This window comes from Bradyrhizobium sp. USDA 4454, from assembly GCF_054822705.1.
The window spans coordinates 4,662,411-4,675,283 of sequence record NZ_JBTRCN010000001.1; the positions used below are offsets into that span (position 1 = coordinate 4,662,411).

10 protein-coding genes are annotated in these 12,873 nt (G+C 64.9%); 5 read left to right on the plus strand and 5 right to left on the minus strand.

The genetic code is table 11. The features are described 5' to 3' along the window. Positions 1 to 1,497 carry a CoA-acylating methylmalonate-semialdehyde dehydrogenase gene (locus tag ACVIW0_RS21990; RefSeq protein ID WP_461354228.1) on the minus strand — a complete coding sequence of 499 codons (1,497 nt, stop codon included), beginning with the start codon at positions 1,495 to 1,497 and terminating at the stop codon, positions 1 to 3. Between the two features lie 120 nt (positions 1,498 to 1,617). Between ACVIW0_RS21990 and ACVIW0_RS21995 the strand changes: the two genes are divergently transcribed. After that, positions 1,618 to 2,532, plus strand: a complete 915-nt coding sequence (locus tag ACVIW0_RS21995) for a LysR family transcriptional regulator (RefSeq protein ID WP_461354229.1) — start codon at positions 1,618 to 1,620, stop codon at positions 2,530 to 2,532. Positions 2,533 to 2,547: 15 nt separating this feature from the next. Here ACVIW0_RS21995 and ACVIW0_RS22000 read toward each other — a convergent pair whose 3' ends face one another. Then, the gene (locus ACVIW0_RS22000) at positions 2,548 to 2,781 is read right to left on the minus strand and encodes a DUF1127 domain-containing protein (protein WP_461354230.1); all 234 of its coding nucleotides are present in this window, start codon (positions 2,779 to 2,781) and stop codon (positions 2,548 to 2,550) included. A 171-nt stretch (positions 2,782 to 2,952) separates the two neighbouring features. On the opposite strand from ACVIW0_RS22000, the gene ACVIW0_RS22005 reads away from it, so the two are divergent. Further along, on the plus strand, positions 2,953 to 4,515 hold the full coding sequence (locus ACVIW0_RS22005; protein WP_461354231.1) for a winged helix-turn-helix domain-containing tetratricopeptide repeat protein: 1,563 nt from the start codon (positions 2,953 to 2,955) through the stop codon (positions 4,513 to 4,515). A gap of 311 nt (positions 4,516 to 4,826) precedes the next feature. Here ACVIW0_RS22005 and ACVIW0_RS22010 read toward each other — a convergent pair whose 3' ends face one another. Both ACVIW0_RS22010 and ACVIW0_RS22015 read right to left on the minus strand, forming a co-directional pair. After that, the gene (locus ACVIW0_RS22010; protein WP_461354232.1) at positions 4,827 to 5,438 is read right to left on the minus strand and encodes a TetR/AcrR family transcriptional regulator; all 612 of its coding nucleotides are present in this window, start codon (positions 5,436 to 5,438) and stop codon (positions 4,827 to 4,829) included. Positions 5,439 to 5,498: 60 nt separating this feature from the next. After that, on the minus strand, positions 5,499 to 6,047 hold the full coding sequence (locus ACVIW0_RS22015) for a PaaI family thioesterase (protein ID WP_461354233.1): 549 nt from the start codon (positions 6,045 to 6,047) through the stop codon (positions 5,499 to 5,501). Positions 6,048 to 6,268: 221 nt separating this feature from the next. Between ACVIW0_RS22015 and ACVIW0_RS22020 the strand changes: the two genes are divergently transcribed. After that, on the plus strand, positions 6,269 to 7,039 hold the full coding sequence (locus tag ACVIW0_RS22020; protein WP_461354234.1) for an enoyl-CoA hydratase: 771 nt from the start codon (positions 6,269 to 6,271) through the stop codon (positions 7,037 to 7,039). 309 nt (positions 7,040 to 7,348) lie between these two features. Next, complete coding sequence (locus ACVIW0_RS22025) at positions 7,349 to 9,628, plus strand: FdhF/YdeP family oxidoreductase (RefSeq protein WP_461354235.1); 2,280 nt, start codon at positions 7,349 to 7,351, stop codon at positions 9,626 to 9,628. Between the two features lie 81 nt (positions 9,629 to 9,709). On the opposite strand, the gene ACVIW0_RS22030 is transcribed toward ACVIW0_RS22025, so the two are convergent. After that, positions 9,710 to 10,969 carry an MFS transporter gene (locus tag ACVIW0_RS22030; RefSeq protein ID WP_461354236.1) on the minus strand — a complete coding sequence of 420 codons (1,260 nt, stop codon included), beginning with the start codon at positions 10,967 to 10,969 and terminating at the stop codon, positions 9,710 to 9,712. A 693-nt stretch (positions 10,970 to 11,662) separates the two neighbouring features. Between ACVIW0_RS22030 and ACVIW0_RS22035 the strand changes: the two genes are divergently transcribed. Continuing rightward, a complete protein-coding gene (locus tag ACVIW0_RS22035) occupies positions 11,663 to 12,859 on the plus strand; it encodes an acetyl-CoA C-acyltransferase (protein WP_461354237.1) in 1,197 nt (398 codons plus the stop codon). The last annotated feature ends 14 nt before the right edge of the window (positions 12,860 to 12,873 follow it).

Genomic DNA, 12,873 nt, shown 5'->3' on the forward strand with positions numbered 1-12,873 from the left:
TTACTTCATCGTCGGGATCGAGAACTCCGCACCATCCTTGACGCCGGACGGCCAGCGCGAGGTCACGGTCTTGGTCTTGGTGTAGAAGCGGATCGAGTCCGGACCATGCTGGTTGAGGTCGCCGAAGCCCGACTTCTTCCAGCCGCCGAAGGTGTAATAGGCGATCGGCACCGGGATCGGCACGTTGATGCCGACCATGCCGACATTGACCTTGGCGGCGAAATCGCGCGCCGCGTCGCCGTCGCGGGTGAAGATCGCGACGCCGTTGCCGTAGTCATGGTCGGACGGCAGCGCCAGCGCCTCGTGGTAGTCGTGGGCGCGCACCACCGACAGCACCGGACCAAAAATCTCTTCCTTGTAGATCCGCATGTCCTTGGTGACGTTGTCGAACAGCGAACCGCCGAGATAGAAGCCGTTCTCGTAGCCCTGCATCTTGAAGCCGCGGCCGTCGACCGCGAGCTTGGCGCCTTCCTTGATGCCGATGTCGATGTAGCTCTTGACCTTCTCGACCGCCTCGCGGGTCACCAGCGGGCCGTAATCGGCCGACGGATCGACCGAGGTGCCGATCTTGAGCGACTCGACGCGCGGGATCAGCTTTTCCATCAGACGGTCGGCGGTGGTCTTGCCGACCGGGACGGCAACCGAGACCGCCATGCAGCGCTCGCCGGCCGAGCCGTAGCCCGCGCCGATCAGCGCGTCGACGGTCTGGTCCATGTCGGCGTCGGGCATGATGATAGCGTGGTTCTTGGCGCCGCCAAAACACTGGCAGCGCTTGCCGGTCTGCGCGGCGCGTTCATAGATATACTGTGCGATGGGCGTCGAGCCGACGAAGCCGATCGCCTTGATGTCGGGATCGTCGAGGATGGCGTCGACCGCTTCCTTGTCGCCGTTGACGACGTTGAGGATCCCGGCCGGCAGCCCCGCCTCGATCATCAGCTCGGCGAGCTTCATCGGCACGCCGGGATCGCGCTCGGACGGCTTGAGGATGAACGCGTTGCCGCAGGCGATCGCGGGCGCGAACTTCCACATCGGGATCATCGCCGGGAAGTTAAACGGCGTGATGCCGGCGACCACGCCGAGCGGCTGGCGCATCGAATAGATGTCGATGCCGGGACCGGCGCCCTCGGTGTACTCGCCCTTCATCAGATGCGGGATCCCGCAGGCGAACTCGGCGACTTCGAGGCCGCGCTGGATGTCGCCCTTGGCGTCGGGAACCGTCTTGCCGTGCTCGCGCGCCAGAAGCTCGGCGAGCTTGTCGTAGTCGCGCTGCACCAGCTCGACGAACTTCATCATGACGCGGGCGCGGCGCTGCGGATTGGTCGCGGCCCATTCGCCTTGCGCCGCTTTGGCGTTCTCGACCGCGGCGCGGACCTCGGCCTTGGTGGCCAGCGCCACCTTGGCCTGAACCTCGCCGGTCATCGGCTCGAAGACGTCGGCCGTACGGCCCGATGTGCCCTTGACCTCCTTGCCACCGATGAAATGTCCGATCGAGCGCATGAATATCCTCCCTTGGAGACGTGAATCGCCGCTGCGCGCGGCGAGATCGCTTTACAAACCCTATTGACCCTGCATTTTATAGGATTCAAGTCCGATAAATTGCACCTTAGATGTGCGGAAATGCTGGATCAAGGCGGCGGCACAATCGACTGGGACGACTTCCGTTTCGTGCTCGCCATCGTGCGCGGCGGGTCGGTTTCGGCTGCCGCCAAGCAGCTCGGCGTCGATCATGCCACAGTGATCCGCCGTGTCGACCGGCTGGAAGGCCACCTCTCGGCAAAACTGTTTGATCGCCGCAAGACCGGCTATCTGTTGACCGAAGCCGGCCAGCGCGTCGCCGACAGCGCCGAGGCGATGGAATCCACCATCGTGGCCAACCAGGAGGCGGTCGGCGGCTCGCGCGCGCATCTCACCGGCACGGTGCGGATCGGCGCGCCCGACGGCTTCGGCAGCCATTTTTTGGCCTCGCGGCTGGTCAAGTTCACCGAGCGGTATCCCGATCTCGACCTGCAGCTCGTCGCCACCGCGCGGCTGTTCTCGCTCTCCAAGCGCGAGGCCGACATCGCGATCAGCCTGACCATGCCGAAGGAAGGCCGCATCGTCGGCCGCAAGCTCCTGGACTACGCGCTCGGGCTTTATGCCGCACCCGCCTATCTCGCTCAGGCGCCGGCCATTGCCGCCCGCACCGACCTGCCGGGACATCGCTTCGTGGGCTACATCGAGGAGCTGCTGTTCACGCCGGAGCTGGACTATCTGCCGCAGGTCTCGCCAAAGATTTCCGCGAAATTCCGCAGCGCCAATCTGATCGCGCAGCTCAACGCCACCATCGCGGGCTTCGGCATCGCGGTGCTGCCGCACTTCATGGCATCAGCCCACCCCGAACTGCAACCGGTGCTGCCCGAGGAGGTGCGGATTTCGCGCACCTTCTGGCTCCTGATGCACGCCGACAGCAAGGACCTCGCCCGCATCCGCGCGGTCGCGGATTACATCTATGAGACCGTGGAAGCCGAGCGCGCGCTGTTTGGCGGGATGTAAAGCCCGTCGGTAGCGTCAGGCAGATCGGATGCCTCGCGGGTCGGTATCCCGGTTCGATGCGACATAGTCGATCTCGCCACGCGATATCCCGATGTCCATGAGCTCCTGATCGCTCAGGCTGCCGAGCTCGACGCGCAGCCGCTCCCATTTGCGCCATTCCTGAAGGGCGTCCCAAAAGCCCTTGAAGACGTTGGGGACGCGCAGCGCAGTCGTCTGGGCCGAGTTGGCTGGACTATAGGCCGTGCTCATTTCAGCACCTCCGGGATCGTTCTTTCGACCGGGACAAGCTTGCCGCCGCACGAGCGCGCGCGCTTAACAGTCGGCTTACATTTTCCTCACCGGCCGCTTATTCTTGACGCTGGACACAGTGCCAAAGCGCCTTCTGGCGATCATCAGAGGCGCACCCAAGGGATTCGCAGCTTGCGCTATCTCTTCGAGGAGTATGCACTCGACATGGCCCGGCGCGAGTTGCATCGCGGGACGGACGTGGTTTCCGTCGCGCCACAGGTATTCGACCTGCTCGTTTTCCTGATCCGCAACAGGGAGCGCGTCGTCAGCAAGGACGATGTCATCGAGGCGATCTGGAATGGGCGTGCCGTATCCGAAGCAGCCTTAACCACACGCTTCAACGCGGTGCGGAGCGCAATCGGCGATTCCGGCGAGGAGCAGCGTCTCATCAAGACACTGCCGCGCAAGGGTTTCCGGTTCATCGGTGCGGTCCGGGAAGAACAGGCACCGGCAATGGACACCGCCCCGCCAGGACCGCGGCAGCCCACCGTCGCGCTTCCCGACAAGCCGTCGATTGCCGTGCTGCCCTTCCAGAACCTGAGTGCCGACCCGGAGCAGGAGTATTTCGCCGATGGTGTCGTGGAAGAGATCACGATGGCACTGTCGCGGTTTCGCTGGCTGCTTGTGATCGCGCGCAATTCGAGTTTCACCTACAAGGGCCGGTCCGTGGACATCAAGCAGGTGGGCCGCGAACTCGCGGTGCGCTATGTCCTCGAAGGAAGCGTGCGCAAGGCCGGAAATCGCATTCGGATCGCCGGTCAGTTGATCGATGCTGAGACCGGTGCGCATCTCTGGGCTGACCGCTTTGATGGTGCGCTCGAGGATATCTTCGATCTGCAGGACCAGGTGACCTCTACGGTGGTGGGTGCGATCGCGCCCATGTTGCAGCGAGAAGAAATCAGGCGAGCCAGGCGCAAACCAACCGAAAATCTCGATGCATACGACTATTACCTGCGCGGGTTGGCGATCGTTCGTCGCTGGACCAGGGAAGCGAACGGCGAAGCGCTCGAGCTCTTTTACAAGGCGATTCAACTCGACCCCAGTCTGGCGTGCGCCTATGGCATGGCCGGGTGGTGCTACATCCAACGCAAAGCGCGTCGCTGGATGATCGATCGTGAGCAGGGAACTGCCGAAGCGACGCAGCTAGGCTGGAAAGCGGTGCATCTCGGAACAGATGACCCGGCAGCGATGTGTATGGGTGCGTATGCGCTTGCCTTCATCGCCCATGAGTTCGATGACGCCATTGAATTCGTGGATCGCGGGTTGGCGATCAATCCGAACCTGGCGCAAGCCTGGAACATTGGTGCCTGGGTGAGAATTTTTAGAGGTGAGCCCGACCTCGTCCTCGACTACACGGCGCGAGCGATGCGCTTGAGCCCGGTCGATCCGACGAACTATAGTGTACACGCTGCCGTGTCGTACGCCCATTTTCTCTTGGGCCGCTATGATACGGCGTTGTCATGGGCAGAAAAGGCATTGCGCGACAATCCGGATTTCCTGCTGGCAATCTGCATGTCCGCCGCCTGCAATGGGCTCGCCGGACGCCTTGAACCAGCACGGAAGGGCATCGCTCGAGCACGCGAACGCAATCCCGATCTGCGTATCTCCAACCTGGAAGATCTGGCACCCTTTCGTCGGGCGGAGAATGTCGCCCTTTTTGCCAAGGGCCTTCGCAAAGCGGGGCTCCCGGACTGATCGGGAGGTCGCAACCCGTTTCCCGAGCTGCAGTCGGCGCACGCCGAAGGACCTCGCCCGCATCCGCGCGGTCGCGGATTACATCTACGAGACCGTGGAAGCCGAGCGCGCGCTGTTTGGCGGGACGTAAGGCGGCAAACTCACACCCGTCACCCTGAGGAGGCCGCGAAGCGGCCGTCTCGAAGGGTCGACGGCCAGCAGCCGGGCCGCGCATCCTTCGAGACGCGCGGATTCATCGGGCCGCGCTTCGCGCGGACCCGGTGGCGCTCCTCAGGACCACGGACAACGTCCGGCGCACGCCGCTCGAAGCGTTAATTCACCTTGGCCTTCTTCGCCGGCGCCTTCGCCGCCGCCCGGCCCAGCACCGCCTCGCGGCCTGCGCTCAGGATCTCATCGGACATTTCGCCATTGCCCGCGATCCGCGACATCACGATGGTGCCCAGCATGGTCGCGAGCACACCCATCGCCTGCTTGCGCGCGGCCTTGCGCGGCACGTCCTGGATCTGGTCGGTGATCATGTCGATCATCTGGTCGAGCTTGAGGGCAAAGGCCTTGCGGGTCTTCGGGCTCTCGCGGGCGATCTCGGCGCCGAGCGCCGGCACCGCGCAGCCCTGACCGGGCTCGTCGCGATGGGCGGCCGAGAGGTAGCCGTCGACGATGGTCGCCAGCCGCTTCTCCGGCGGCACCTCTGCGGTCACCTTGCGCCAGCGCTCGTTGGCGCGGTCCATGGCGTAGTTGAAGGCCTCGATCACCAGCGCCTCGCGCGAATCGAAATGCGCGTAGAAGCCGCCATGGGTCAGGCCGGCGTCCTTCATCAGGTCGGCGACGCCGATGCCGTGGGCGCCCCTCTCGCGCAGCCGCGTCGCGGCCCGCTTCACGATCCGCGCGTGGGTCTCCTGCTTGTGTTCTTTCGAATAGCGCATGCCGATCTCATGGAATGTTTCTAATCATATAATAGCAGATTTGCAGCCGCGACGCTGCATTTATTTCGTCTTGTTCAGGGTCTGGGGTTCCCCGCCCAGCATGGAAAATGTCGCGGTCGCGTGCACCGCAAGATTGCCCGTGCCGTCACGGACGAAGCCCTCGGTGTAGCTGGTCTGGCGACCGAGCTTGATCACCTTGCCCTCGGCCGCGATGGTTCCGGAGCGCACCGAGAGCGGGCGCAGATAGGTCAGCTTGAGGTCGAGGGTTACCGATGTCTGCCCCGCCGGCAGCAGGGTCGAGATCGCACAACCCATCGCGGTATCGAGCAGCGCGGCGGCGGCCGCGCCGTGCAGCAGGCCGATGGTGTTCTCCAGGCTCTCATGCGGCTCGAGCTCCATCACGATGCGCCCCTCCTCGACCACGGCCACGCTGAAGCCGATCAATTTCGCCATCGGCGGCGGCGGCAGACGGCCATCGCGGATCGCGCACATCGCCGCGATGCCGGACATCGGGAGCGCCGCCTTCGCCACCGGCCCGGGCGCCTGCCATTCCACCACGCGCACGCGCTTCAGGTCGGGTGAATGAAGATCGGCGGTCTCGGCGGTCATGACGGCTCCGTTTATATGATACATGTAATTCTATATGTCGGCGCCGTGCGGCGCAACCACGGGCCAGTGCCTTGACAGAGGCCCGCTTTGTCCGGGACATGACCCAAGTCATTCCGGGGCGATGCGAAGCATCGAACCCGGAATCTCGAGATTCCGGGTCTGGCGCTTACGCACCATCCCGGAATGACGTGTTACTCAATTCCTGCGCCGGGACCTTTTCCATGGATATGCTCAATCCGCACTGCGGCATCGCCCGCGACGACAGAGGCGTCGTCCGCCTCACGATCTGCAACGCCGGCAAGCTGAACATCGTGAGTTCAGCCGTCACCAACGGCGTGCGCGAGGGCTTCGAGCACCTCGCCGCCGATCCGACCATCCGCGCGCTGATCCTCGCCGGCGAAAGCGAGCGCAGCATGATCGGCGGCGCCGACATCAAGGAGATGGCGACGCTCGATCAGACATCCGCGGAAGCCTTCATCAGCCGGCTGCGCGAATTCTGCGAGGCGGTGCGCAAATTCCCGGCGCCCGTAATCGCACGACTGCCCGGCTGGTGTCTCGGCGGCGGCCTCGAGGTCGCCGCCGCCTGCGACGTCCGCGTCGCCGCGCATGACGCGATGTTCGGCATGCCCGAGGTGCGCGTCGGGATCCCCTCGGTGATCCACGCCGCGCTCTTGCCGCGCCTGATCGGCTGGGGCCGCGCCCGCTGGCTGATGATGACCGCGGAAAACATCGACGCGCCAACCGCGCTCGCCTGGGGTTTGGTCGACACCGTGGCAAAGCCCGGCGGCCTCGACGAGGCCGTCGAGCACACGGTGAAGGCGCTCTTGGAATGCGGCCCCGAAGCGCTGCGCATCCAGAAGGACCTGCTGCGGCAGTGGGAAGAGCTGCCGCTGACCGAGTCGGTCAATCTCAGCGTCGGCGTGTTCGGAAAATCGTTCCAGAGCGGTGAGCCGCAGCGGCTATTGCAGGGATTTCTGGATCGGAAGCGGTAGCCTGGCGAGGACTTGTAGAAGCCCGCATGAGCCAACGGGTCGCGCGAACGCGCGCCCGATGACAGGCTCCGCGATATACGGGACCACTTGCCCCGGATATCGCTTGGCTCATCCGGGCTACGCATTTGACGGACTGTTGACCGCAGGCCGCAGCCGACTAGTCTAACCTCACGCACTAGCCAGGTGTTCCAGATCGAGAACGTCGATCACAACACTCTGCTCACGTGGATCGCCGCGCACGCGGCCAACAAAACAATCAACTTCGGGACAGACGCACGGGGTCACACTTCAAGAGCTGCAGGAGGACGTATGGTCCAGAAGCGCGACGTTCCGGGTATCCGACCCTATGATGCTCCGGCCGGCGGCTGGGGTGCCCTGAAGGCCACGGCGATCGCGGTGCGCGACCAGATGGAACTGGTCGAGGCGCCGATCACGCTGCTGCGAACCAACAAGCCCGACGGCTTCGATTGTCCGGGCTGCGCCTGGCCCGACAAGGAACACACCTCCACCTTCCAGTTCTGCGAGAACGGCGCCAAGGCCGTGACCTGGGAGGCGACCAGCAAGCGCGTCACGCCGGATTTCTTCGCCGCCCACACCGTTACCGAGTTGCTCGGCTGGAGCGACTTCCATCTGGAGAACGAAGGCCGGCTGACCGAGCCCCTCGCCTATGACGCGGCCAGCGACACCTACCAGCCGATCTCCTGGGACGACGCCTTTGCGCGGATCGGCGCGAGCCTGCGCGCGCTGCCCGATCCTGACATGGCCGAGTTCTACACCTCCGGCCGCGCCTCCAACGAGGCCGCCTTCCTGTTCCAGATCTTCGCGCGCGAATACGGCAGCAACAATTTCCCCGACTGCTCGAACATGTGCCACGAGGCGACCAGCGTCGGGCTGCCGCAATCGATCGGCATCGGCAAGGGCACGGTGTCGCTGGACGATTTCGACCATTGCGAGCTGATCATCGCGATGGGCCACAATCCCGGCACCAACCATCCGCGCATGATGGGCACCTTGTGGGAAGTGTCGCGTCGCGGCGTGCCGATCATCGTGTTCAACCCCTTGCGTGAGCGTGCGCTGGAGCGCTTTGCCGATCCGCAGGACCCGATCGAGATGGCGACGCTCGGCTCGACGCGGATCGCCTCGACCTACTACCAGCCCAAGGTCGGCGCCGACGCCGCGGTGCTGAAGGGCATCATGAAGGCGCTGATCGAGAAGGACGATTCGAGCCACGACGTGCTCGACCACGCCTTCATCGCCGAGCACACCAACGGCTTTGATGCGTTCGCCGCCGACCTCCGCGCGACGCCGTGGGACAAGATCGAGACCGTCTCCGGTTTCAGCCGCGCCCAGCTCGGCGAGGTCGCCGCCGCCTATGCAAAATCCAACGCCACCATCGTCACCTACGGCATGGGCATCACCCAGCACATGCGCGGCACCGACAATGTGCAGCAGATCGCAAACCTGCTGCTGTTGAAGGGCAATTACGGCAAGCCCGGCGCCGGCATCTGCCCGTTGCGCGGCCACTCCAACGTGCAGGGCAACCGCACCGTGGGGATCACCGAGAAGCCCAATATCCCGATGTTCGAGGGCATCGAGCGCACCTTCGGCTTCAAGCCACCGCGGCATCACGGCCACGACGCGGTCGCGGCGATGGAGGCGATCGACGACGGCCGCTCGAAGGTGCTGATCTGCCTCGGCGGCAATTTTGCCATTGCGCTGCCCGATCCCGAGCGTTGCACCGCCGCGATGCGCAAGCTCGAGCTTGCCGTGCATCTCGGCACCAAGCTGAACCGCTCGCATCTTCTGGTCGGCAAGCAGTCGATCATCCTGCCGGTGCTGGGCCGCACGGAGCAGGACATCCAGGCCTCGGGCCCGCAGGTCGTCACCGTCGAGGATTCGATGTCGATGGTGCATGCCTCGCGCGGCAAGCTCACCCCGGCCTCGAAAAATCTGCGTTCGGAATCGGCGATCGTCGCCGGCATGGCGATGGCGACCCTGCCGGCGTCGAAGGTGCCGTGGACGGACCTGGTCGCGGATTATGACCGCATCCGCGACGCCATCGAGGGCGTGTTCCCCGACTTCAAGGATTACAACGCGCGGATCCGGATTCCCGGCGGCTTCCGCCTGCCGCTGCCGCCGACCGAGCGCAAATGGACCACGCCGTCAGGCAAGGCCGAGTTCCTGATCTTCAAGGGCCTTGAGGAAGACCCTGTCCTCACCGACAAGAGCGTGCTCAAGCTCGCCACCATCCGCAGCCACGATCAGTACAACACCACGATCTACGGGCTGAACGACCGCTATCGCGGCGTGTTCGGACGGCGCGACGTGCTGTTCACCAACGCAGCCGATCTCGCCGAACGCGGACTTGCCCATGGCGACCTGGTCGAGATCGAGACCGCGCTGCCCTCGGGCGAGCCGCGCCGCCTCACCCTGACCGCAATCGCCTACGACATCGCCCGCGGCTCGGTCGCCGCCTATTATCCGGAGGCCAACGGCCTGGTGCCGCTCGACTATCAGGACAAGGAGAGCGGCACGCCGTCCTATAAGTCGGTGCCTGTGCATATTCGCCGGGCGGCCCAGGCGACGTAGCGGCTTTCGTAGCCCGGATGGAGCGCAAGCGAAATCCGAGGGCCGCCATTTGCGCTGCGCTTCATCCGGGCTACAGGAGTTTTATCTTGTGTTCGCCGGCGCATGCGTCGGCCAGAGGTCCGCCCGCCAGTGCAGCGCGATCGCGAGCATGGCGATGAAGCCGGCGGCGGCGAGTAGCGTGCCGGTCGCGGTGTAGCCGATCAGGTCGATCAGGCTGCCGGCCGCGAGCAGGCCGAGCGGCAGGCCGTAGATCACCATCATGCGCACGCCCATCACGCGACCGCGCAGATGCGCGCTGGCATTGCGCATCAGCATCACGGCGGCCGAGATCATCGACATGCTTTGCGCGATGCCGGCGAGCAGCAGGCAGGCCATCGCCACCGGCATGGTTCTGAGCTCGACGAACACCAGCAGCATCGCGTACCAGGCGAGCGTCGCGCCGATCAGAAGCCGCGCGATCCGCACGCCGCCGGCCATGCTTAGCGTGATCGAGCCGATCAGCGATCCCACAGCAAAGCTCGCCGAGAGATAGCCGAGGCCGGTCTGGTCGGTATGGAAGATGTCGCGCGCGACGTATGGCAGCAGCCCGTTGGTCAGCGGAAACGCGGTCAGGTTGGCGAGGAACGCGACGCAGAGCGCGGCGCGCATGCCCGGGCCGCTCCAGGCATAGACGATGCCCTCCTTGAGGTCGTGCAGCAGTTTCGATCCCGGCAGGTCGACCGCCGACCGATCCGTCGTGCCGTGCAATTTCGGACGGTTCATGCACAGCATCAGGATGGCGGCAATGAAATAGAAAGAGGCGATCCCGACATAGACATAGCCGATGCCGAGCGCCGCGAACAATCCGGCGCCGGTCAGCGCCCCCGCGATCCGCGCCGAATCCTGCGTGGTGCGCGCCAGGCTGATGGCCCCGACCAGTTGCTCCGGCGGCATGATGTCGGCGAGCAGCGCGCCGCGCACGCCGAGGTCCGACGGGCGGATCAGCCCCATGATCGCAACGATGATCATGACATTCAGCGGCGCCAGATGTCCTGATAGCGCGAGGGTCATGATGGTGCCGGCCAGCGCCGTATAGACAAAGCGCATCACGGCGAGCAGATCGCGATGCCCCATCCGATCACCAATCATGCCGACCACGGGGGCCACCAGCGTCCCGACATATTGCAGCGAGGCGAGCACGGTCAGCAGCAAGACCGATCCGGTCTCGACCATGATGTACCAGCCGAGCACCAGCGTCTCGACTTCGAACGCCCACGAGGTGAGCAGGTCGGAAGGCCATTGGAAACGATAGCTACGGATGCGAAATGGCGCGAGCGCGGAAGTCCGCGCGGTCCCGCTCACGGCGCGATGACGCGTGTCACGGCGTGTCCTGCCCTTTTCTTGGTTCTTCTGGGTCTCGATTCCAGGTCTTGATTCTATTGGAAAATATTGCCGTTCCGGGAGCCTAGCGCCGACGGAGTCGGTGTCAATCGAGGCCGCCGCATGCGGCCATGCGCGGCGGGATGGCGATCCAGCACGCCGCGGCTTCTCGGCTCAAGCACAACCGTCTCTGGAATACCGGCTCACCGCTTTCGCGGGACACCCCCATGGTATGACGATTTGAATCGAGAACAATGCTCATCGTCGTCCCGGCGAAAGCCAGGACCCATTACCCCAAACGGCAATTGCTGCGCGACGCTGGGGCCAAGATCTCGCTCACGATCGAAATCCGGTGGTTATGGGTCCTGGCTTTCGCCACGACGGCGATATTTGGCAATGGACCGCGCAACACGTTCGCTGTCGTCCCGGCGAAGCCCGGGACCCATAACCACAAATGGTCATTGGGAACGACGAGTCCCTCAACAACTTCCGCCGCGGCGTATGGGTCCCGGCCTTCGCCGGGACGACAGCGGGATTGGGTGGGACCGCACATCACGCTGCCAACTCATGCGAACACGACATTTTGTCATGGGAGCCGCGGTTGCATTTTTTGCATCGCATCATATGATGTATATAATTCAATCAAAAATCGCCGGCATTGAAGGAAACCCTGCCATGGCAACCAGCACCGATCCCGTCGTCATTCTCTCCGCCGCCCGCAGCCCGCTCGGCCGCTTCATGGGCGAGCTCGCGCCGCTCGCGGCGCACAAGCTCGGCTCGCATGTGATCGGCGCGGCGCTGGACCGCGCCAAACTCACGCCCGAGCGGATCGACGAGGTGTTCATGGGCAACGTGCTGCCCGCCGGCCAGGGCCAGGCCCCCGCCCGCCAGGCCGCGCGCGGCGCCGGGCTGCCGGATGCGACCGGCGCCACCACCGTGAACAAGGTCTGCGGCTCCGGCATGAAGGCGACCATGCTGGCCCATGACATCATCAAGGCCGGCTCGGCCGAGATCGTGCTGTCCGGCGGCATGGAGAGCATGAGCAATGCGCCGTATCTGCTGCAGAAAGCGCGCGGCGGCTATCGCGCCGGGCACGACCGCATCATCGACCACATGATGATGGACGGGCTCGAGGACGCCTACGAGACCGGCCGCTCGATGGGCGATTTCGGCGAAGCCACCGCGGAGGCCTATCAGTTCACCCGCGCCGACCAGGATGCGTTCGCGATGGAGACGCTGAGCCGCGCCCGCAAGGCGGTCGAGAGCGGCGCCTTCAAGGCCGAGATCGCGCCGATCACGCTCGCCGAGAAGGCAGGTCCCCGCATCGTCGCCAATGACGAGCATCCGTTGAAGGTCGACCCGGCCAAGATTCCCGGCCTGAAGCCGGCGTTCCGCGCAAGCGGCACCATCACGCCGGCCGCCTCCTCGGCCAATGCCGACGGCGCCGCGGCGCTGATCCTGGCGAAGCGCTCGCTGGCCGATCGCGACGGGTTGCCGGTGCTGGCCGAGATCAAGGGTCACGCCACCCACAGCCAGGAGCCGCAATGGTTCACCACCGCGCCGATCCCGGCAATCAGGAAGCTGCTCGACAAGGTCGGCTGGAGCGTCGGCGATGTCGATTTGTTCGAGATCAACGAGGCGTTCGCGGTGGTCGCGATGGCCGCGCAGCGTGACCTCGGAATTCCCCGTGACCGGCTCAACATCAATGGCGGCGCCTGCGCGCTCGGCCACCCGATCGGCGCCACCGGCGCGCGACTGATCGTGACGCTGCTGCACGCGCTGGAGGCGCAGAATTTGAAGCGAGGCATCGCCGCCCTGTGCATCGGCGGCGGCGAAGCCACCGCGATCGCGATCGAGCGCGTCACGCACTAGCCTGCAATCCGAGT